At 54.3% G+C, this 18,702-nt stretch carries 21 protein-coding genes, 1 tRNA gene and 1 riboswitch; of the genes, 12 read left to right on the forward strand and 10 right to left on the reverse strand.

Annotated elements, in window-relative coordinates; translation table 11 throughout:
• Positions 1-563 precede the first annotated feature (563 nt).
• Both DSD30_RS00005 and DSD30_RS00010 read left to right on the forward strand, forming a co-directional pair.
• Positions 564-1,109: a hypothetical protein gene (locus DSD30_RS00005; RefSeq protein ID WP_114007572.1), complete on the forward strand. Its 546-nt coding sequence runs from the start codon at positions 564-566 to the stop codon at positions 1,107-1,109.
• Between the two features lie 186 nt (positions 1,110-1,295).
• Complete coding sequence (locus DSD30_RS00010) at positions 1,296-1,862, forward strand: hypothetical protein (RefSeq protein WP_114007573.1); 567 nt, start codon at positions 1,296-1,298, stop codon at positions 1,860-1,862.
• An 866-nt stretch (positions 1,863-2,728) separates the two neighbouring features.
• On the opposite strand, the gene DSD30_RS21450 is transcribed toward DSD30_RS00010, so the two are convergent.
• Positions 2,729-2,920, reverse strand: coding sequence for a hypothetical protein (locus DSD30_RS21450; protein WP_157967486.1), 192 nt, complete (start codon positions 2,918-2,920; stop codon positions 2,729-2,731).
• Positions 2,921-2,970: 50 nt separating this feature from the next.
• On the opposite strand from DSD30_RS21450, the gene DSD30_RS00015 reads away from it, so the two are divergent.
• Together DSD30_RS00015 and DSD30_RS00020 are read left to right on the forward strand one after the other, a co-directional pair.
• A complete protein-coding gene (locus DSD30_RS00015) occupies positions 2,971-3,213 on the forward strand; it encodes a winged helix-turn-helix domain-containing protein (RefSeq protein ID WP_114007574.1) in 243 nt (80 codons plus the stop codon).
• Positions 3,206-4,420, forward strand: a complete 1,215-nt coding sequence (locus DSD30_RS00020; RefSeq protein WP_114007575.1) for a site-specific integrase — start codon at positions 3,206-3,208, stop codon at positions 4,418-4,420. Before DSD30_RS00015 ends, DSD30_RS00020 begins: the two co-directional genes overlap by 8 nt.
• 75 nt (positions 4,421-4,495) lie before the next feature.
• On the opposite strand, the gene DSD30_RS00025 is transcribed toward DSD30_RS00020, so the two are convergent.
• Positions 4,496-4,569, reverse strand: a tRNA-Gly gene (locus tag DSD30_RS00025).
• A gap of 223 nt (positions 4,570-4,792) precedes the next feature.
• Between DSD30_RS00025 and DSD30_RS00030 the strand changes: the two genes are divergently transcribed.
• Both DSD30_RS00030 and DSD30_RS00035 read left to right on the forward strand, forming a co-directional pair.
• A complete protein-coding gene (locus DSD30_RS00030; protein ID WP_114007576.1) occupies positions 4,793-5,596 on the forward strand; it encodes an ion transporter in 804 nt (267 codons plus the stop codon).
• A gap of 41 nt (positions 5,597-5,637) precedes the next feature.
• Complete coding sequence (locus DSD30_RS00035; protein ID WP_198662750.1) at positions 5,638-6,291, forward strand: glutathione S-transferase; 654 nt, start codon at positions 5,638-5,640, stop codon at positions 6,289-6,291.
• A gap of 14 nt (positions 6,292-6,305) precedes the next feature.
• Here the strand turns inward: DSD30_RS00035 and DSD30_RS00040 are convergent, their stop codons facing one another.
• From DSD30_RS00040 to DSD30_RS00050, 3 genes are all read right to left on the reverse strand, one after another.
• Complete coding sequence (locus tag DSD30_RS00040) at positions 6,306-7,397, reverse strand: GNAT family N-acetyltransferase (protein ID WP_114007578.1); 1,092 nt, start codon at positions 7,395-7,397, stop codon at positions 6,306-6,308.
• Between the two features lie 278 nt (positions 7,398-7,675).
• Positions 7,676-8,257, reverse strand: coding sequence for an IMPACT family protein (locus DSD30_RS00045; protein ID WP_114007579.1), 582 nt, complete (start codon positions 8,255-8,257; stop codon positions 7,676-7,678).
• Entirely contained in the window at positions 8,257-9,354 is a 1,098-nt protein-coding gene (locus DSD30_RS00050) for a 2'-deoxycytidine 5'-triphosphate deaminase (protein WP_114007580.1), read from the reverse strand. Before DSD30_RS00050 ends, DSD30_RS00045 begins: the two co-directional genes overlap by 1 nt.
• Before the next feature lie 264 nt (positions 9,355-9,618).
• Between DSD30_RS00050 and DSD30_RS00055 the strand changes: the two genes are divergently transcribed.
• The 3 genes from DSD30_RS00055 (at position 9,619) to DSD30_RS00065 (ending at position 12,146) form a co-directional block, all read left to right on the forward strand.
• Positions 9,619-10,164: a peptidoglycan-binding domain-containing protein gene (locus DSD30_RS00055; RefSeq protein WP_114007581.1), complete on the forward strand. Its 546-nt coding sequence runs from the start codon at positions 9,619-9,621 to the stop codon at positions 10,162-10,164.
• Between the two features lie 107 nt (positions 10,165-10,271).
• Positions 10,272-10,351: riboswitch (SAM riboswitch) on the forward strand.
• 77 nt (positions 10,352-10,428) lie between these two features.
• Complete coding sequence (locus DSD30_RS00060) at positions 10,429-11,622, forward strand: O-succinylhomoserine sulfhydrylase (RefSeq protein ID WP_114007582.1); 1,194 nt, start codon at positions 10,429-10,431, stop codon at positions 11,620-11,622.
• Positions 11,623-11,705: 83 nt separating this feature from the next.
• Complete coding sequence (locus DSD30_RS00065) at positions 11,706-12,146, forward strand: acyl-CoA thioesterase (protein WP_114007583.1); 441 nt, start codon at positions 11,706-11,708, stop codon at positions 12,144-12,146.
• A gap of 83 nt (positions 12,147-12,229) precedes the next feature.
• Here DSD30_RS00065 and DSD30_RS00070 read toward each other — a convergent pair whose 3' ends face one another.
• Genes DSD30_RS00070 through DSD30_RS00080 form a run of 3 tightly spaced genes read right to left on the reverse strand, consistent with a single transcriptional unit; the run spans position 12,230 to position 14,491 of the window.
• Positions 12,230-12,421 carry a hypothetical protein gene (locus DSD30_RS00070; RefSeq protein WP_198662751.1) on the reverse strand — a complete coding sequence of 64 codons (192 nt, stop codon included), beginning with the start codon at positions 12,419-12,421 and terminating at the stop codon, positions 12,230-12,232.
• The gene (locus DSD30_RS00075) at positions 12,421-13,548 is read right to left on the reverse strand and encodes a YeeE/YedE family protein (RefSeq protein ID WP_198662752.1); all 1,128 of its coding nucleotides are present in this window, start codon (positions 13,546-13,548) and stop codon (positions 12,421-12,423) included. The genes DSD30_RS00070 and DSD30_RS00075 overlap by 1 nt, the downstream gene beginning before the upstream one ends.
• A gap of 4 nt (positions 13,549-13,552) precedes the next feature.
• Positions 13,553-14,491 carry a sulfurtransferase gene (locus DSD30_RS00080; RefSeq protein ID WP_114007585.1) on the reverse strand — a complete coding sequence of 313 codons (939 nt, stop codon included), beginning with the start codon at positions 14,489-14,491 and terminating at the stop codon, positions 13,553-13,555.
• 386 nt (positions 14,492-14,877) lie between these two features.
• Between DSD30_RS00080 and DSD30_RS00085 the strand changes: the two genes are divergently transcribed.
• Positions 14,878-15,306, forward strand: a complete 429-nt coding sequence (locus DSD30_RS00085; protein WP_114007586.1) for a VOC family protein — start codon at positions 14,878-14,880, stop codon at positions 15,304-15,306.
• 4 nt (positions 15,307-15,310) lie between these two features.
• Here DSD30_RS00085 and DSD30_RS00090 read toward each other — a convergent pair whose 3' ends face one another.
• A complete protein-coding gene (locus DSD30_RS00090) occupies positions 15,311-15,901 on the reverse strand; it encodes a hypothetical protein (RefSeq protein ID WP_114007587.1) in 591 nt (196 codons plus the stop codon).
• A complete protein-coding gene (locus DSD30_RS00095; protein WP_114007588.1) occupies positions 15,898-16,539 on the reverse strand; it encodes a CDP-alcohol phosphatidyltransferase family protein in 642 nt (213 codons plus the stop codon). Before DSD30_RS00095 ends, DSD30_RS00090 begins: the two co-directional genes overlap by 4 nt.
• A gap of 240 nt (positions 16,540-16,779) precedes the next feature.
• On the opposite strand from DSD30_RS00095, the gene apaG reads away from it, so the two are divergent.
• Both apaG and DSD30_RS00105 read left to right on the forward strand, forming a co-directional pair.
• Positions 16,780-17,178 carry a Co2+/Mg2+ efflux protein ApaG gene (gene apaG / locus DSD30_RS00100; protein ID WP_198662753.1) on the forward strand — a complete coding sequence of 133 codons (399 nt, stop codon included), beginning with the start codon at positions 16,780-16,782 and terminating at the stop codon, positions 17,176-17,178.
• A gap of 69 nt (positions 17,179-17,247) precedes the next feature.
• Positions 17,248-18,699 (forward strand): TrkH family potassium uptake protein, encoded by a 1,452-nt coding sequence (locus tag DSD30_RS00105; RefSeq protein ID WP_171022020.1) that lies wholly within the window; start codon positions 17,248-17,250, stop codon positions 18,697-18,699.
• The last annotated feature ends 3 nt before the right edge of the window (positions 18,700-18,702 follow it).

Raw genomic sequence — 18,702 nt, forward strand, 5'->3', positions numbered from 1 at the left:
GGTCATGGCGAATGTGGCTGTGTGTGCGAGATGGAATGGATAGGTGTAAGCAACCAAATCCTACAACAAATCAACCATTTACACTACATTCGCCAGCCAAATTCCCGACCTTCATGCATAAGACGGGTTAGTCTGGATTCAATCTATGTGACAGCACTCAGTTAACATAGAACTGAATAACATTCTAATAAATCCCATACAGGATTTGGTTGCTACTCCTCTTCGGGTTGATCCACCTGAGAGCATTATCGCTCTCAAGGGCAGCAGCAACCAAATCCTGTATGGGATCTATAAGGCCACAAAACCCAGCGGGATATCGCGGCATGAAAGTGAGGAGATGCCTATCTGGCATTTATTGAGAAGCGCACTTTCAAAACTGTTGACCTACGCCTCGCCTGACGAACAACGCCCTCTTTCATTGGTTTGAAAGGGGGTGTTTTTTGTTGGAAGCCATGGAGTTCAGATTGGCACGGCAGCCGGAATGACGCCGCGCCGATCAGAACCATCAAGTTGGAAAGAAGAGCAACAGGCGTCTGTTTTCAGTTTTATAAGGAACCATAAACATGGCCGTTGCAACCAATCATTCCACCTACAAAGAAAGCAAATGGATCAATACCATCAGTCGTGGCGATATCGCCCTTTTTGCGCACCCCTCGGCATTCAAAAATCACGATAAACTAATCAATCCTACCCCCTATCTTGTTCTCGAAATTATTTATGTCAGTGGAGACATGTATGTCGTTCTTACCGCCGGAACAACAGTTGTAGCCGCGCCGCCGCGCCCCTTTGATATCCAGATTACCAACAAATCTTCACTAAATGAGGCTGGGCTTGCTGAACCAATTTCCTTTGACACCAACCACCGCATCATTGTCCCAGTTCTTCATTCAGGTTTCGGCATGCGTTTTGGCGCTACACCGGTAATTGGCCGGCTAAATTCTGCAGGTCAATATCGTCTTCGATCCGTTCGTTCACCTCAGAAGGTTTTGGCTGATCGGAAAACTTGCCTTTGGGCTCAGCAATGGTTTTTCGAAGAATCCTGCAAAAATCCGAGAAAACGTGATCAGGTGATCATTCCTGCTCCCTATTCCCATGAGCCACATAATTGATTGCTTGGCTCGCTGGAAACAGCCAAGGCATATGTTGAGGCATCAAATCCAGAGACCAAGAAAGTAAATAAACAGAGAGGTCTGATCATTCGCGGCAGCCTTGGTGACGCCGCTTATGATCCGATCCTCTCCGGAAAAGGCAAAGACAGGCGTCAATTAGGTTTCAAATTATAAGGATCCAAACTGATGCTCATCAAGGCCATCTCCAATCGCCAGACTCGCCAATCCTGTCATGACTGGAAAGACAGACTCAAATGGGGTGATGTCATTCTATTCCCCTTCCCGATCGACGCGACGCGGCAGCGGCTCGATCAAGAACCACGTCCTTGTCTTGTTCAAGACATCCGCTGCGTCAGCGGAGTGCGCTTTGCCACCCTCATCTGTGGGTCAAAACGCGAGACCAAATGCAAGTCATCTCTTCAAACATACATCTCGAACCCAATTGCCTTGGTTGCCGCGGGGCTAAGATCACCAACGGCATTTAACAGCAACCTCAGAATTACCGTTGCCCTCGACCATGAAGGGTTCAAAAGCAACGGGGCTGCCTCCCCAGTTATTGGGCGCTTGATCGATCAAGACAGATTACACTTCAATGCAATTCGTGCGCGCGTTCAGGTCAATATCGACATGGCGGCGGCTCGCTATCTCGAAAACACCCAAAAGAAGGGCACTCATAAAAAGCCGACCCTGCCCTCTATCACTCTAACCAAAACAGCAACAGAGAAACCCCCACTATATAAGTGGCAGGTCTAATTTCCCCAAAACGGGCAACTCCCCCCTCCGGTTTGGCGCATCGTTGCCAGCAGAGAGGGGGGAGTTGCAGGCATCGATTCAATAGAGCTGCCAATGGTCACACAGACAGCTTTATGTTGCACCAACGCATAAAGAAGTTGGGCATGGCAAGCTCACTCCCCGCTCCATATTCCCTCGACTTGCTCGGGTAAAAAATCATGCAAACTTAAGGCACGGCTTTCGGCCCCCTCGTGAAGAGGCCCAACAAGCCACTCAGTCTGCCATCAAGGATTTGGGCTCCCAGCGCATATCATTCTTTGAGAGGCTATAGAACACTTCAGGTCGGCCCAACGGACCGCCTACAGCAGCACCCTAATTGGGGTGCACACCAAATTCACTGGCGACGACAAATATTCAGCTATTCGCCCAAGCGACCGGTTCACACGCGGCTGTCAATTTTGAAGCCGCGGTTGATCCGATCGCAGGACCAAGAAGAAAGCCTTGGTGTCTACTCTCACTCAAACGGCCAAAGTCATGCTATTCAAAACCTGCATCTCATCTTCGTCAGAACCCGACAATTGGAAGCATACTCTGTCTTGTGGTGGCTTGGTGTTATTCCGTACCCCGTCTCTTGATGACGATCAGCAATGACCGCTAGAACCACGCCCCTGTCTGATTCAGGCAATCGACGACGTTGACGCGCTTCAGTTTGTAACACTCAACTGTTCGTCAGCGGCTAAACCGGCGAAAATCATAAGATTTTTCAAAAAAAATTTTCTGCCTTCGAGCACTATGAGACTTTAAAACCAGAAACTCGCGTCATCAAAGAGTAGAAACCAGCGTGATTAGACGCCCCCTTAAGAAACTAATTTTCTTTTTTATTTCAATTATTTAGCAATAATTTTGAAATTTCTTTTTTGATCAAGCAACTCTCGAACCCATTTACTGCGCTTCTTTTTTGATGGCAGATCAGAAGTCGAAAAAAGTTTCAAATTCCATTTTTCTATCCAGTCAAATGGACCCACTTCCCTGACATCGGAAGCTCGAAACCAACGGTGAATAGATACCTGAAATTCCATTTTTCCTGGGTCTTCGAGCTTTATCTAATCTGAAATAGTGAGAAAGGCCAATGCAGGAAAAATACTTACATCTTTACGTAAACGACCGCCAACTTTGTGAACTGCTGGGCGTCGGAAACGACAAAGGGCGAGCGATTATTAAGGCTCTGCTTCCACACGGTTTTCCCGAAAAAGATCCGATTTTTAAAATGTATTACTTCCCTGCCGTGAAGGCTTTCTTGGACCTTCGCAACGGCATTATTGAGCAGCAACCAATGTCAGCATTAGACGGAGAGGAAAGCTGGAATGAGTGATAGCCCCGGTCTATTGAAGACCAAAAAGAAGAATGGGTCAGTTTATTACTATTGGAGGGCAACCAGAGCCGTTTCTGGTAACCCCAGAGTTAAAGATTATCCTGATCAATCTGTAAACCTGACCTCTGTTGCAGCCGACAAAAGGCCCGAACTCTGCCAAACATTCACCGTTCAGCTCAAAGACTGGCTTAAGAACGGTCGCAAGAATCCCAAACGATATGACGGAACAATCGAGAGCCTTTCAAGGATCTACGAGACTCACCCAAACAGTCCATTTCAGGCAGTGAAATACAGCACCCAACACGCTTATCTGATAGAAGCAAAAGTTCTGATCACTGCGGTTGGAAAGCGTCGGATAGACAAAGTTACGGGTGCAGATGTTATCAGATGGCATAAGAAAGCTAGCGAACCGGCATCTCAACGAGGTCCTCGTCGCCTTAGAAGAGCACAAGGCCTAGTTCGTCACCTTCGGAGGATTGTGTCCTTTGGAAAAATGCTTCGCTTGCATGGATGTGCCGACTTCAAGGCGATTCTGTCAGAGCTGCGGATCGAAGGCCCAGCCCCGCGCAAGGAGGCTCCAGAATATCATCAAGTCGTTGCGTTCATAAAAGAAGCTCATAGACATGGCCGACCGTCTATAGCATTGGCCCAAGCAATTATGTTCGAATTGACCATGCGTCAATCAAATGTGATTGGTCAGTGGGCACCTATTGGTGACGAAGAGGGAGGGATTATCGCTCACGGCAAACGCTGGGAAGATGGTTTAGTTTGGCAGGACATAAAAAACGGGGTTCTTACAATCGACACGTCCAAGACCGGCGCAACCGGCAAATGGATCGTTGATGAATACCCGTTGCTTGTTCAGGAACTCGAGAAAATACCTACTGAGAAAAGGACAGGCCCAATCATCATTGATGAGAATGCAGGACGTCCGTATTTCCATCGCCATTTTGCAAGGAAATATCGTGAAATTGCACAAGCCGCTGGTTTGCCAGACAAAATCTGGTCACGCGATTATCGAGCCGGCGGTATTACAGAGGCAATGGATGCCGATGCAAATATCGAACATGCACGTCAGCACGCTACCCATTCGGACATAAAAATGACTGGCCGATACAATCGTGGCTCCGAAAAGCAAACAGCCAAGGTTGCTCGCGCAAGAGCTGCTTTGCGAAAAAGGGAAGGCTTGGGAAAGAACAAGCCGTGAAAACCCTTTGAAAACTATTTGAAAACCGCAACTATGAGCGTTACCAGAATAGTCTCTAAGCCATTGAAAAATAGATGGAGCGGGTGAAGGGGATCGAACCCTCGTCGTAAGCTTGGGAAGCTTCTGCTCTACCATTGAGCTACACCCGCTGAGTGCGTGCAATATCGAGCATTTGGGTTTTTATCTCAAGGGTGTCACACAGGGTTTTTGACATATTTTTGACAGATGAGACCGCTCGGCCTTCTGAGCTGGTAAAAGCCCTTATTTTTGCAGCAAAATGCTTGCAATGGAGCACACTTGCTGGAAAGAAAGCAAATCAGCACCATATGAGTTCAATTGATAATTGTTGATTTGAGAGACAGGGTTTTCGCGATGCTTGATCGAATCAAGACCATTTTGGCGTCCCGCACCTTTGAAATGGCCATCACGGCGGTGATCATTCTCAATGCCATCACGCTGGGGCTCGAAACATGGCCGGCCGCGCTTGACATGTTCGGTCCGTTGTTTCACTTCATCGACAAGTCGATCCTGGTGATTTTCGTCATTGAGATCACCTTGCGTCTGATTGTCCACCGGCTGCGTTTCTTCACTGACCCATGGTCGATTTTTGACTTTGTCGTGGTGGCGATTTCCCTGATGCCCACCACTGGCGCCCTGTCCGTGCTGCGTGCTCTGAGGGTCCTCAGGGTCTTGCGGCTGATCAGCTTTGTTCCCTCTTTGCGACGCGTCGTCGGCGCGTTGCTTGAGGCCTTGCCGGGGCTTGGCTCGATTTCGCTGCTGCTGGGTCTGCTCTATTATGTCTTTGCGGTGATGGCGACCAAGCTTTACGGCACGGAATTCCCTGACTGGTTCGGCACAATTGGCGAATCCGCCTATACCCTGTTTCAGGTCATGACGCTGGAAAGCTGGTCAATGGGGATCGTCCGTCCGGTCATGGAGGCTCATCCGTTGGCCTGGCTGTTCTTTGTGCCCTTCATTTTGATGACCTCTTTCACGGTGCTCAATCTGTTTATCGGTATCATTGTTTCGGCCATGCAGTCCGAACATGAAGCCACAGCCGAGGCCGACCGCGCCGCTCTGCATGAAGAAACATCGACCGTGATGCTGGAAGTCAGGGCGATGCGGGGTGAGATAGCCGAGTTGAAACAGTTGCTCGCCGAGCAACGCAAAGGCTGACACGGCCTTCTGTCGACTGACGTGCCGAAAGGACGATGATGATGACCCGCCCGCTGCTTTATTCCTTTCGCCGCTGCCCCTATGCCATGCGGGCACGGATGGGATTGTGGGCATCCGGCATCACCGTGGAGCTGCGCGAGATCGTGCTGAGGGCCAAACCGGCCCATATGCTGGAAATTTCACCAAAGGGCACCATTCCGGTGCTGCAATTGCCCGATGGCACCGTGATTGACGAAAGCCTCGACATCATGCTCTGGGCTCTTGATCAGCATGATCCACAGGGCTGGCTCACACCTGAAGCCGGCAAGCGGGCCGAGATGCTGGATTTGATTGCCGAGATGGATGGCGGTTTCAAGCACCATCTGGACCGCTACAAATATGCGACCCGCTATGAGGATGTGTCAGAAAAGACGGAACGGGACCTGGCCCTGACAGCGCTCAGTCCACTGATCGACCGTCTGATGCGGCATGATCAGTTGTTTGCAGACCGGATAGCGCTGGCCGATATTGCTTTGTTCCCCTTTGTACGGCAATTTGCCAATACCGATCGAGACTGGTTTGATGATGCCGTGCCGCCGCGTCTGCTTGCATGGCTTCAGGGCCATGAACAGTCAGCGCTGTTTTCGTCGATTTTCAGGAGATGGCCAGTCTGGCAGGACGGGGATCCGGTGACCCTGTTTCCGGGGCCTGATTGACGCACAATGCGGTGTTAATTGGACATCCAGCGCAGGAGGTTGTTGCCAACCTTCTGTTTGTGCATCAGATCAGCGACCGTTCGGCCCATGGTTCCAAGCATGGAAGAGGCGTGCCACAGGGTATAGATCGCTACGGGTTTGGTCCCGAATTTCGCCTTGTAGGGTTCATCGCCAACCGTCAGATCGAAGGTCTTGATACCGTCCTTAATGCAATCGCGAATAATGTCCTCGGTCATCAACAGGCCGGGTGAGTATTTGCCCATGCGCTCATAATCCACGCCCATGATCAAATAGAGATAGCGGTCGCCGTCATGCAATCCAAACTGGACAGCAACGATATCGCCGTCATAGGTGAAACTATAGGTACGCGAGAAGCCTGACTCGGCCGAATGGCAGGCAAGATCGACATAGAAGCGGAAACTGCTGCCATCCTGAAGCATGTCCTTGCCAGGGCGATCCGCGAAACGCTCCTTGTGATAGAGCTTGAGATGGTTGAAGGCCTCGGTGATATCGGCGGGATCGGTCAGGCGATTCATCTGCCAATCCCCATTGCGCATCATGGCGCGGCGTTTCTTGTCGCGGCTCTTGCGCTCAGCCTTGGAAATGACGTCCGTCCGCCAGCTGTCATAGTCGCTGCCCAATTCCGCGACATGGGCGCTGAATTTGGCTCGCTCCATACAGGCGTTGGGCAACAAGCGCAGGAAGTTCGGATCGTTCGACGGCATATGCTTGATACGCAGCATGTCATAGCGGCCCAGCACCCGATCAAGCTCGACACTCAGGGTGGAGGGGTTCGGAACCCATTGCCAGAAATTGGTATGCAAAGTGGGAAGGGCGTAATCAACCAATCCAAGATTGGCAAATTCAAGAATGTTGGTGCCCATTTTCTTGCGGGCGACAAGAGGCAATATGCCGACAAGCTGACCGCTCTTCTTACAGCGAAATTGCAGGGTTTTGTTGCGCAGGCCGATTTGTTTGCGCACATGCTGTTGCATGGCGGTTTGCCAGACAGGATGCTGAAAGGCGGTGCAATCAGATTGGGTATACAGATCTGAATATTCCTCGGATTGGAAATCAAAATCCTCGGAAACGTTCAATTCCATCATCTTTCGCTCTCATCATCTTTTGCATATCGAGCAACTGCAACCTACACAGTCAGATCGCTATATTTGGCTCCCGAAACAGTGACGCACGGGCGCTCCGATACTCACACAATAATCATAAGCAAGTGTAAACTCATATCTTCTGCGCGTTTGGGCGGCCATAGAGCCTTTTGGGCAAGGTGGAGCAAACGCCCATTGGTTATGCAACCAAAAGCTTTAAATTTGATTTACTGAGCCTGTGCGACAAATGACCCTGCGGCGGGATGACCGGTTCCGTTCCCTCAATAGAGGTTCAACTCGTGCAGAAAGTCTTTCATGGCTTCGATTTGCGCTTCCGGCCCCTCGACCAGAATATCGACGCCGGTTTCGGTATAGTGACGGTCTTGTACGTCGAGCCCGAGGAGACTGATCTGGCGTTCCAGATCGGCGGTCTGATCGAAGCGGCCCTTAACCGTATATTGCATCAGGCGCTGCCAAACGACAAGCTGTGCGGCATCGATCGCCCGGCTGGCTGCGCCGGAATAGGCTCTGGCCAGTCCGCCTGCGCCCAGCTTGGTACCTCCGAAATACCGCACCACGATCACCCCACAATCGATCAACTCGCGGCCAATCAGCACCTTGAGCATCGGCATGCCGGAGGTGCCTGCCGGCTCGCCATCATCCTTGGCCCCTTCCTCGATATGGTCATCGTCATGTATGCGCCGGAAGGCTGTGACATGGTGGCTGGCTTTGCGATGCTCGATACGCAGGGCTTCGAGCCGAGCCTCGAACTGGTCGATGGGTACGAGAAAGGCAAGAAAACGGGACTTTTTCTCTTCCAGTTCGGCATAGAACTCGGTTTCTATGGTCTTCAGTGTGGCCATCAGACCACCTTGAAATGCTTGGAGAGCTTGAGGCCCTGTGCCTGATAGTTCGAGCCGATGCCAGAGCCATAAAGCGCAGTGGGGCGCGCGCGCATCTTCTCATAGGCGAGGCGGCCGATGATCTGGCCATGCTCGACAATGAAGGGGACTTCGTGACTGCGCACTTCCAGCACGGCCCGGCTGCCGGAGCCACCGACCTTGGAATGGCCAAAGCCGGGATCAAAGAAGCCCGCATAATGGACGCGGAATTCGCCGACCAGCGGATCAAAAGGCACCATTTCGGCGGCATAGAGCGGTGGCACATGGACCGCCTCGTTGGAAACCAGAATGTAAAATTCATCGGGGTCAAGGATCAGCTCTCCCCTGCCCCGCCCCGGGATCGGCTCCCAAAAATCAAGCATGTCGAGCGCATCGCGCTGGTCAACATCGATGACGGCGGCATGGCGCTTGGCACGGTAGCCGACAATGCCCTCGCCAGCCAGATCAATCGAGACCGCAATGCCATCGGCGATGAAAGGGGTCTGGCTGGCAACCAGTGTCTCAGTGGCATGGAGCGCGCGATGCTCTTCGTCGCTCAGCACCACCCGACCCTGCCGGAAGCGGATTTGTGTCAGGCGCGAGCCTGCACGGGCAAAAATGGGAAAGGTGCGTGGGCTGACTTCCAGATAGAGCGGGCCTTGATAGCCTTTGGGGATCTTGTCGAACTGCTGCGCCCTGTCAGCAATGATGCGGGTGAAAATGTCGAGCCTGCCGGTCGAGCTTTTCGGATTGGCAGCGGCGGCAATGAAGTCGGGCAGTTTCAGGCTTTCCATCAGCGGCACGATATAGACGCAACCGGTCTCCAAGACCGCCCCTTCACTCAGATCGATCTGGTGGAGCTGCAGGTGATCAAGGCGCTCTTTCACCGTGCGGTTGGGACCGGGCAGGAACGAGGCCCGCACTCGGTAGGCGGTGGAACCGAGGCGCAGATCAAGGCTGGCTGGCTGGATCTGGTCAGCGTCCCGTGGCCTATCAAAACCAATCGCCCCCGCCTCGACCAGCGCGGCAATGTCTGCATCATTCAAAATACCGGTGCCGGGAAAGGAAAGAGCGCTCATGGATCGGGCCTTGCAGGATGGAGTGGATTTGATTGTGTGTAGCAAGGGGAGAGAGGAGGAGCAATCGCGAACTTCGCCAGTAAGTGGCAGATTGTCTGTTTGGGACGCCCTGATGATGCTCTCCTCACACATATCTCTTGCCGCAATTCTGACAACCGTTATTGTGCTTACGGAGTTTCGCGGGCGGGTGCGAGTCGCACGCAATGTAATCGGTTTTCATCACTCATATTATCATTGCCATTTGATCGAGCAGAGGAGAGATCAATGTCCATTTTGAAACGGGGCCTGAAAGGCGCACCGGTCAAGCGGTTGCAGGAAAAACTCGGCATTGATGCCGACGGGGATTTTGGTCCGGGCACCGAGAAAGCGGTCCGGGCGTTTCAGGAAGCCAACGGCTTGGCCGTTGACGGCATTGCCGGGCCGGACACCTTCACCGCTATGGGGCTGCATGAGCTGGTTCTGTTGCGGGTCGGCTCACGCGGGGCTGCGGTCAAGGCCATGCAGGAAGATCTTGGCACCGGAGCGGACGGCATTTTTGGTGCTGGCACCCGCAAGGCGGTGATGGCATTCCAAGAAGAAAACGGCCTTGATGTTGACGGCATGGCTGGCCCGGCAACGCTCGCCAAAATGAAGAGCTTTGCCTCTGTGGTCACCGATGCGGTGGTTGAAAAAGCTGCTGTGAAAGCCGATGAAGAGCATTTTGAAAGCGAAGACCTGCCGGAATTGAAAGGCGCCGACGTGGTCAAGGGTTCGGCCGAGGCCGCACCGGACAACTCGATCTGGGGTAAGGTCAAGGGCTGGTTCGGGTGAGATAGACGCCATTTGAAACCGTTTCTGAAGGGAGACAACCATGGTTGCCTCTCTTTTTTGTTCAAACCGCCAATTTGTTGACAGCCCTGCCCTTTCCTCCTATAAGCAATCTACTTCGTGGTCATTTGAGCCGGTCGGCTTGCCGCCACGTTAAATAAGGATGCTAAAAGGCCGGGGGACGAAGAGATGAACCCGGTCGTGCTTTAACAAGCGTTGCCGGGTTTTGTGTATCTGCTCCCGGCTTTGAAGAGACAGGATTGTGTGATGTCAGAGACCAAAAAGCCTTCCACCCTTCGTCCGGCCACCGAGATGGTCCATGGCGGCGTGATGCGGTCCCAGTGGGGAGAGACATCCGAGGCTCTGTTCATGACGCAGGGCTATGTCTATGACAGCGCCGAAAGCCAGGAAGCCCGCTTTAAGGGCGAAGAACCCGGCTATGTCTATTCGCGTTATGCCAACCCGACCATTTCGATGTTTGAAGAGCGGATGGCTTTGCTCGAAGGGGCAGAAGCGGCGCGTGGGACGGCCTCGGGTATGGCGGCTGTGACGGCAGCGATGCTGTCTTGCGTCAAGGCGGGCGACCATGTGGTTGCGGCCAGCGCCCTGTTTGGCTCTTGCCTTTATATTGTCAGCGAGCTGCTGCCGCGCTTTGGTGTGGAATGCACTTTGGTCGATGGCACCAATCTTGATGCATGGAAAGCGGCGATGCAGCCAAACACCCGCGCCTGCTTCCTTGAAAGCCCGACCAACCCGGTTCTCTCGGTGATTGATATTGCTGGCGTTGCGGCCATTGCTCATGAAGCTGGCGCGCGGCTGGTGGTGGACAATGTGTTCGCCACCGCCCTGTGGCAGAGCCCGCTGGCGCTCGGCGCCGACGTGGTGATCTATTCGGCCACCAAGCATATTGATGGTCAGGGGCGTTGTCTCGGCGGTGTGGTGCTGTCCAGCGAGCAATTCATTGAAGAAGAACTCAAAGACATTCATCGGCATACCGGCCCATCCCTGTCGCCTTTCAATGCGTGGGTGATGCTCAAGGGTCTGGAAACCTTCCCGCTGCGCGTCAAGGAACAGACCCGCAGCGCCGGATTGCTGGCCGATCGGCTGGCCGGTCACAAGGCGATCGAGCGGATCTATTATCCGGGCCGTGACGACCATCCGCAGGCGGAACTCTGCAAGCGGCAGATGCGCGGTGGCTCAACCATGGTGGCGATTGATGTGGCTGGCGGCAAGGGCAAGGCCTTTGCGCTGGAAAATGCCCTCAAAGTGATCAAGATTTCCAACAATCTGGGCGATGCCAAAAGCCTGATCACACACCCGGCCACCACCACCCACCAGCGTTTGGATGATGATCAGTTGGCCGCCGCTGGTATTGGCCAAGGCACGTTGCGCCTGTCGGTCGGTCTGGAGGATGTCGAAGATCTGTGGGACGATTTCGAGCAGGCTCTGGCGCGTCTTTGAGGGCATTTGTGGGACAAAATACCCACTTGCTTTTGCGGTTATCTTCGCCAGATTGGAGCTTTGATCAGATTAGCAGGTGGTTCATGTTTCCCGACCCGAAAATCCCGTTTGAACTCGACATCACCATTCAGCCCTCTGATATCGATGAGCTGGGCCATGTCAACAATACGGTCTATTTGCGTTGGGTGCAGGATGCGGCGGTGACCCACTGGGGTCATGTGGCGCGTCCGCATGAATTTAACAGCCTGTTCTGGGTCGTGATGAAGCACGAGATCGAATATAAAAGACAGACCTTCCTTGAAGATGATGTCTATGCCCGCACATGGATTGGCGGGCGGCAAAATCGGCATTTCGAGCGCTTCACCCATATTCTGCGCCGCAATGATGGTAAATTGCTGGCCAAGGCACGCACCTTGTGGGTGCCGATCAGCGCCGAAACGCGCAAGGCGGTGCCGCTGACCGACGAGCAGAAGGCCCGCTATTCGGTCGCACCGGATCAGCTTCACACGCTGGAAACCTATTGATCCAGCAGGTCTTGCCCCCAAACAAAAAGGCCCAGAGGGATGTCCCTCCGGGCTTTTCTTTTGTCTGATGATGTCAGCGCCGCTTATTTGCTGGGCGGCACCAAAGCGCAAAAGGCTCCGCTGGCGGCTTCGTTCGAACCCAAGGCGATGGCTGCGGGTGCGCTGTAAGGATTGAGCGGCTTGCTGTTGGACAGATCGACCGCCAAAATGGCCGCCAGTCCGGCAAAGGTGGCAAAAGCTGCCATGGCACGGCTTGTCACAAAAATGGCCATCATCAGCTCTCCAATCCAAAGGGTTTGCGCAGGCGGATGCCGACCCAGGAACCAGCAAAGGCGGTGGCGAACCAGACCCAGCCATGCAAGCTGCCGGTGGAAATGCCCGAGAAAAAGGCCCCGACATTACAGCCCAGCGCAAGGCGCGAGGAGTAGCCCAGCAGGAAGCCCGCTACAATGGTGGCGATCCATGCCTTGAGTGGCAGTTTGGGGATTTGCGCCCCAAGACCTGAACGCCAGACGGCAATGATCAAGGCTCCAAGAATAATGCCCAGATTGGTCAGCGAGGTATAGTCGGTCAGCAGGCTGCTGATCAGCCGTTCGTGATGCACCTCGTTGGCCCAGAAAGGCGAGGCAGACAGGTCCGCGCCCAAGGCGGTGGAGACTTTTGCCCCCCAAAGGCCAAGGCCATAGACGACGCCCCATGGCTGCCCGGCAACGACAAAGTTGGCCAGAGCCAAAGCGGCCAACAACAGAGCGGCAATGATCAGACGACGCGGGATCTTGCGGGCTTCCCTAGGGGCCAAAGCCCAGACCAGAAGGCCGATCAGGGCAAGGCCAGCAAGGGTGATGCCAAGGCCGGTGGTGCCTTCAAGCACGATCAACGGCAGGGAGCCCAGACCATTCCACCAGAGTAGATGGTAAGAGCCAGCAAAGGCACCGATGACGAAGAAGGGCAAAGCGACGACGCTGACCGGATTGCCACTGCCCGCATTGACCAAGGTGCCAGAGCCACAGCCCAAGACCAACTGCATGGCAATGCCAAAGACAAAGGCTCCACCAACCATGGCATAGCCCACAGCCCCGTGGGCACCGATCAATTCGGGATTGTCCCCCGCCAGCAGCGGGAAGGCCACCAGTGCCACCAGAGCAATGGCCAGCAATTGGGCAATCAGGCCAGCAGGTTCGCGGCGTAGGATCATCGCCCGCCATGGACCGGCAAAGCCGAAGCGCAAGCCTTCGAGCGTTAGACCGAAGCCGATGCCGATGGCCAGAACCAAGCCATAACGGACGCCCGCGGAGGCCATGAGAGCCAGAATGAAAAACAGGGCCACCCCGCCAAGGGCCGCACCTGAAAGAATGCGAGCCCCCTTTTTCGGGGGCTCGATGCTTGCTGTGATATCAGTCACCGGATTAGCTGCCCGTTACCTGTTTGATGAGGGTCTGGAACAGACCCGGGGTGTTGGCCATGTCGTGACCGGCATTGGAATAGCCAACGAGAGAATCTGGGTAGAGTTTCACATCGTCCAGTTCCGCCAGTTCAGACAGGGCGAACCAGTTGGTGGCAGCCCAGTGGCCGGTATTGCAGAAGCTGACCAGCTGTTCGCCGCTTTTGAAACCAGCTTCGGCTGCCAGCGCCTTGGCTTTGGCAGCGTCCGCGATGACCGGCTTGCTGTCGAACCAGCTGGAATGGACGAAATATTCCGACTGCGGCAGAGTGCCGGGTTTGGCGGCTGCCGGGTGCTTCTTCTCGCCTTTCCAGAATTCTTCCGGACGGGCATCGACCAGACGGGCTTTTTCTTCGCCATTGACGATTTTCAGAACGTCATCGGTGGTCGCCAGCCACTGGCTGGAGAAGGTGACCTCAATGGTGCTCGGGGTCAGGCTTGCTGCCCCTTTGGCCAGTGGAAGGCTGGCTTCCGTCCAGTTGTTCAGGCCGCCATTGAGAATGGACAGATCCTTGAAACCGGCGGACTTGAGCGTCCAGTAAACACGGGCAGCGGCACCGAAGTCGGAGATGTTGGCACCCTGATAGGCAATCACTGTGGCGCGGTCCTTGGTGGCGCCGATCTCACGCAGTACCTTTTGTAGATGCTCCGGGGAGACCAGTTTGCCGGGATTTTCCTTGGTGCCACGGAACAGGCCGTAAGGCGCATTCACAGCCCCTTGGATATGGCCCTGCTCAAACAGGCTGACGCCGTCTTTGCCTTTGCCACGAATATCGATGATCAGCGGATTGGCATCGGTTGTCGAAAGGGTCTGCGGGGAAACCAGCGGGCCAAAGGTTGCAGCGGCAACCGGCGCGGTCAACAGGCCAAAGGCGGCCAGGGCGAGGGTCATCAAATGTTTCATTATGCTTCTCCTGATCGGGTCGCAGCCAGAGGCCGCACCGCAATCGCGCTGGGGTTCGGGAGGAATGGGAGTGTGCGGGAACTGTTTTTGTTCTGGATGCCCCTGACGACATCCCCTTTGTTCGTTGCGGCCCATTGTGCATCTGATGCCAAAAAACGCAAGAAAGGCTATCTTAGAGTCATCGCGATGGAGGAAAAATAATTCCAATATTCAGTTCTTAGTTGGGTTCAGTTACCCTATCTGACACCATGCGTCCGAAACTCAAGAAAATCATTCTATACTCCAATATAAGATCGCGCCTTTTGTTCCCTTTTTGTTTTCTTCGTCTGACACGCGCGCTGTGATCTGTTAGGCTGGCGACAAACCAGAGAGAATGAGGGATCAATATGGAACCGAGACTTTCAATTGTCACGTTGGGCGTGGATGATCTTCAGCGCGCGGTCGCCTTTTATCGCGACGGGCTGGGCTGGGAAACGGGTTACAAGCCAGAGGACGGCATTGCCTTTTTCAAGACAGCCGGGACGGTTTTTGCGCTCTATCCGATCGACAAAATGGCAGAGGAACTGCCCGACCCTGATTTCAAACCCAAAGCGGGGGCCTGTGGCATCGTGTTGGCGCATAATTGCCGCGAGCGAGCTGAGGTGGATGGCGTGCTGACGCTGGCAGAGACAGCAGGCGGCAGCATCAAGAAACCGGCGCAGGATACCTTTTGGGGTGGTTATTCAGGTCATTTTGCCGATCCGGATGGCTACTTGTGGGAAATCGCTCATGGGGCTTTCCCGATTGGCGACGATGGGCATTTGATCCTGCCGTAAGGGATCAGGCCCCTTTGGCTTGACAGCCGCAGGCTTGTTTTTTGCCGGACACTTTGTCAGCCCCTTTGCCAGATGCCTCACCTGCCACTGGCTTTTGTTGGCAATCATCGGCCCACAGGGCTGCGGTTTCGATCCGCAAATAGATGAGTAGATCATACAAAGCCTGCGGGCTGTAGGTATGCGGGTTCGGGATCCCGATCAGCGCCGCGCAGAATTCCGAGCAGAACCAGCGGCTTTCAGAATGGCGATTGAGAGAGAAGACATGGCTGAGCAGGATGCCGGGATAATCATAGCGCGCGCCGGCAGATTCTGTCAGCAAGCGATCCGCCCGTTCGGGATCAAAGAAACATAGGGGCAGATGAACCAGATCCCAATGGTCCGGATGCAAGTACACGTCCTTGGACCGAACGCCTCCATCTCGCGAGGAGGAGGAATGACACAGCACCGTTTGCTCCAACTCCGCAAGGGAGAAGATCACTTCGCAGTGGGAATAGTGCGATCTGGTCGACCAACGAACGAGTTTGTTCTGAAAATCGCCCCGCGCCTTGTAAAAGGCGAAGGTCAAACCATCGATTGCACAGTGAGAAAGCTTCATGTCCGGGACGTATCCTCGTCTGACAGATCATCATGGCTGAACACTCTGGTCGCCAGCACGATCCGCGAAATGGTGGTGATAGCAGTAACGCCAGCAAAGACATAGGCGATCAGAGCGAAATGGTCGGGGAAAATACAAAAGGCGGCGAAAACAGCGAATGTTTCACCGGCCTCTGCCAATCCACCTGTGAAGTAGAGCGACTTGGATCCATGGCTTTCGGTGCTGATCTGGCGCTTCTCGGCCATGATCGCATAGGCCAGAAAACTTGCCCCGTTGGCATAGAAAGCCATTAGCAAAACGGCCGCCGGCAGGGCATTGTCTTCCGGACGCGCGAAGGCAAAGGACAGCGGGATGAGGCCGTAGAATATAAAGTCGAAGACAATGTCGAGATAGCCGCCCAGATCGGTTTTGCGGCTGGCGCGGGCCACCGCACCGTCAAGACCATCCATAACCCGACTGACCAGCAACACCGACAAACCCAGCCAGTAGGCCTCCATGACAATCGCAACTCCCGCCAGGACCCCCAGCAGCAAACCAAGACTGGTGATCTGGTTGGCCGTGATGCCGTTTCGGGCAATCCATCGTCCGGTTTCATTCATCGGTGGATCGATGAAGCGGCGCAGGCGGGCGTCAAACATAATCGTCACTTTCCATGCAGCTCAGTCTTGGGGCGCTTGTGTCTCGTGGACTGAACCAAGGGCCAGTCCGGGGGCTTTGTCATTCATAAGGGGCTTGGCCAACCAAATTGCCATGCACATTTGATAACTTTTTCGCTAGAAACACTTGAAGTCCATTGGTTTCTCTGTCTTGACTCGACGGGAAATCATGGCGACCAAATGATGGGCAGACCGTCAGGCGACCGCTCCCGAGGATAAAGCGTGTATACCTATAAAGCGATAACAGATTCGGTGCAGGTGATGGTTGAAACGGAATATCAGCCCCACCGCTCTTCACCGCAAAAAGGCCACCATGTCTGGGCCTATCACATCGAAATCAGCAATCTGGGACAGAGCGATGTCCAGTTGCGGTCACGCTATTGGCGAATCATCGACGGGCAAGGCCGCCTTCAGGAAGTGCGCGGCCGTGGGGTCGTCGGCGAAGAACCGCTGATCGAGGCAGGCGATTCTTACTCCTACAGCTCTCAATGTCCGCTCGACAGCGAGTCCGGTATCATGTCGGGACATTTTCAGATGGAAGCAGAGGATGGTTCGCTGTTTGAGGTGATCATCCCGTCCTTTTCGCTTGATATCCCGAACCGAAGCATCACACTGAACTGACCCTGTCCACATGGCCCTTCGCGGCCAGCTGTGACAAGATTGTCTCTTTGAGGAAGGCACTGCTCCCAGATGTTGCTCGATGTAAGGCCTGTCTTGCTGGTGATCGGCGCACTGCTTTCCGTGCTGGGAGCAGCCATGTTCCTGCCCGCCCTCGTCGATTTCGCCATTGGCGACCCGCAATGGCGGGTGTTTGCCACCTCAGGCGCAATCACGGTCTTTGTCGGCGGCGGGCTTTGGCTGGCAACGCGGAGTGGCAAGGTGGACTTCACCCTCCGGCAGGCCTTTGTGATGACGGTCCTGTCCTGGTTTTCTCTGGCGGCCTTTGGGGCCTTGCCGCTTCTATGGTCAGGAGCCGCCCCAAGCTATACGGATGCCTTCTTTGAAAGCATGTCGGGAATCACCACCACCGGTTCGACCGTCCTGTCAGGCCTTGACCAAATGCAGGCAGGCGTTCTGCTCTGGCGGGGCATTCTGCAATGGCTTGGCGGGTTGGGTGTGATCGTTATGGCAATTGCCGTCCTGCCGATGTTGCAGGTGGGTGGCATGCAGCTGTTTCAGGCAGAGGCCTTCAGCACAGCGGAGAAGATCCTGCCGCGGGCGACGCAGATTTCGGCTGGACTGACGGCTCTTTACATCGTCTTTACCGCGCTTTGCAGCATTCTGTATCACGCTGCCGGGATGGATGCGCTGGATGCGGTCGTCCATGGTATGACAACGGTCGCCACAGGCGGCTTGTCCTCGCACGATTCCTCCATCGGTCATTATGGCAGTGCCCAGATCGAAATCATCGCCATCATCTTCATGATCATCGGCTCCCTGCCCTTCATTCTGTATATTCAGGCACTGCGCGGCCACAGCAGGCGCCTGTTTTCGGATTCCGAAGTGTTGACCTTTTTCGGTCTGCTGGCTTTTTTCACCTCGATCGCGGCCTTCTATGCCATCGAGTCCGGCCTGTTTCAGGGCGGCGAAGCCTTGCGCCATGCAGCCTTCAATGTGGTCTCGATCATGACCGGCACCGGATATGCCTCGACCGATTATCAGGCATGGGGGCCGTTCACCATCGCCTTTTTCTTCTTCATCATGTTTATCGGCGGCTGTCAGGGATCAACGGCTTGCGGCCTCAAGATTTTCCGGTTGCAGGTGATGTTTCAGGTGATCAAGCAGCATATCAACCGGATCGTCTTCCCCAATGGCGTTTTCGTCAAGCGCTATGGCGGCTATCCGCTTGATGACAGTGTCTCGGTCGCGGTGATGAGCTTCTTCTTCCTTTATGTTCTGAGTTTTCTGGTGCTCGGCATATTGCTACAACTCACCGGTCTGGATTTTGTCACCGCCCTGTCGGGGGCAGGCACGGCCATTGCCAATGTCGGGCCAGGTGTCGGCCATATCATCGGTCCGGCAGGCAATTTCCAGCCGCTCAATGATGTTGCAAAATGGTTGCTTTCTTTTGGCATGTTGTTGGGGCGCCTCGAATTGCTAACCGTACTGGTGCTGTTTCTGCCACGCTTCTGGATGGATTGAACG

Source organism: Cohaesibacter intestini, from assembly GCF_003324485.1.
Classification (GTDB): Bacteria; Pseudomonadota; Alphaproteobacteria; order Rhizobiales; family Cohaesibacteraceae; genus Cohaesibacter; species Cohaesibacter intestini.

Excerpts from the sequence above, each read along its gene's own strand:
- DSD30_RS00010 (WP_114007573.1), top strand. The coding sequence starts at position 1,296 with ATGCTCATCAAGGCCATCTCCAATCGCCAGACTCGCCAATCCTGTCAT.
- DSD30_RS00070 (WP_198662751.1), bottom strand. The coding sequence starts at position 12,421 with ATGATGGCCATTTTTGTGACAAGCCGTGCCATGGCAGCTTTTGCCACC.
- DSD30_RS00060 (WP_114007582.1), top strand. The coding sequence starts at position 10,429 with ATGTCAGAGACCAAAAAGCCTTCCACCCTTCGTCCGGCCACCGAGATG.
- DSD30_RS00085 (WP_114007586.1), top strand. The coding sequence starts at position 14,878 with ATGGAACCGAGACTTTCAATTGTCACGTTGGGCGTGGATGATCTTCAG.
- DSD30_RS00005 (WP_114007572.1), top strand. The coding sequence starts at position 564 with ATGGCCGTTGCAACCAATCATTCCACCTACAAAGAAAGCAAATGGATC.
- DSD30_RS00080 (WP_114007585.1), bottom strand. The coding sequence starts at position 14,491 with ATGAAACATTTGATGACCCTCGCCCTGGCCGCCTTTGGCCTGTTGACC.
- DSD30_RS00055 (WP_114007581.1), top strand. The coding sequence starts at position 9,619 with ATGTCCATTTTGAAACGGGGCCTGAAAGGCGCACCGGTCAAGCGGTTG.
- DSD30_RS00050 (WP_114007580.1), bottom strand. The coding sequence starts at position 9,354 with ATGAGCGCTCTTTCCTTTCCCGGCACCGGTATTTTGAATGATGCAGAC.
- DSD30_RS00105 (WP_171022020.1), top strand. The coding sequence starts at position 17,248 with ATGTTGCTCGATGTAAGGCCTGTCTTGCTGGTGATCGGCGCACTGCTT.
- DSD30_RS00090 (WP_114007587.1), bottom strand. The coding sequence starts at position 15,901 with ATGAAGCTTTCTCACTGTGCAATCGATGGTTTGACCTTCGCCTTTTAC.
- DSD30_RS00015 (WP_114007574.1), top strand. The coding sequence starts at position 2,971 with ATGCAGGAAAAATACTTACATCTTTACGTAAACGACCGCCAACTTTGT.
- DSD30_RS21450 (WP_157967486.1), bottom strand. The coding sequence starts at position 2,920 with ATGGAATTTCAGGTATCTATTCACCGTTGGTTTCGAGCTTCCGATGTC.
- DSD30_RS00030 (WP_114007576.1), top strand. The coding sequence starts at position 4,793 with ATGCTTGATCGAATCAAGACCATTTTGGCGTCCCGCACCTTTGAAATG.
- DSD30_RS00065 (WP_114007583.1), top strand. The coding sequence starts at position 11,706 with ATGTTTCCCGACCCGAAAATCCCGTTTGAACTCGACATCACCATTCAG.
- DSD30_RS00035 (WP_198662750.1), top strand. The coding sequence starts at position 5,638 with ATGACCCGCCCGCTGCTTTATTCCTTTCGCCGCTGCCCCTATGCCATG.
- DSD30_RS00040 (WP_114007578.1), bottom strand. The coding sequence starts at position 7,397 with ATGATGGAATTGAACGTTTCCGAGGATTTTGATTTCCAATCCGAGGAA.
- DSD30_RS00095 (WP_114007588.1), bottom strand. The coding sequence starts at position 16,539 with ATGTTTGACGCCCGCCTGCGCCGCTTCATCGATCCACCGATGAATGAA.
- DSD30_RS00020 (WP_114007575.1), top strand. The coding sequence starts at position 3,206 with ATGAGTGATAGCCCCGGTCTATTGAAGACCAAAAAGAAGAATGGGTCA.
- DSD30_RS00045 (WP_114007579.1), bottom strand. The coding sequence starts at position 8,257 with ATGGCCACACTGAAGACCATAGAAACCGAGTTCTATGCCGAACTGGAA.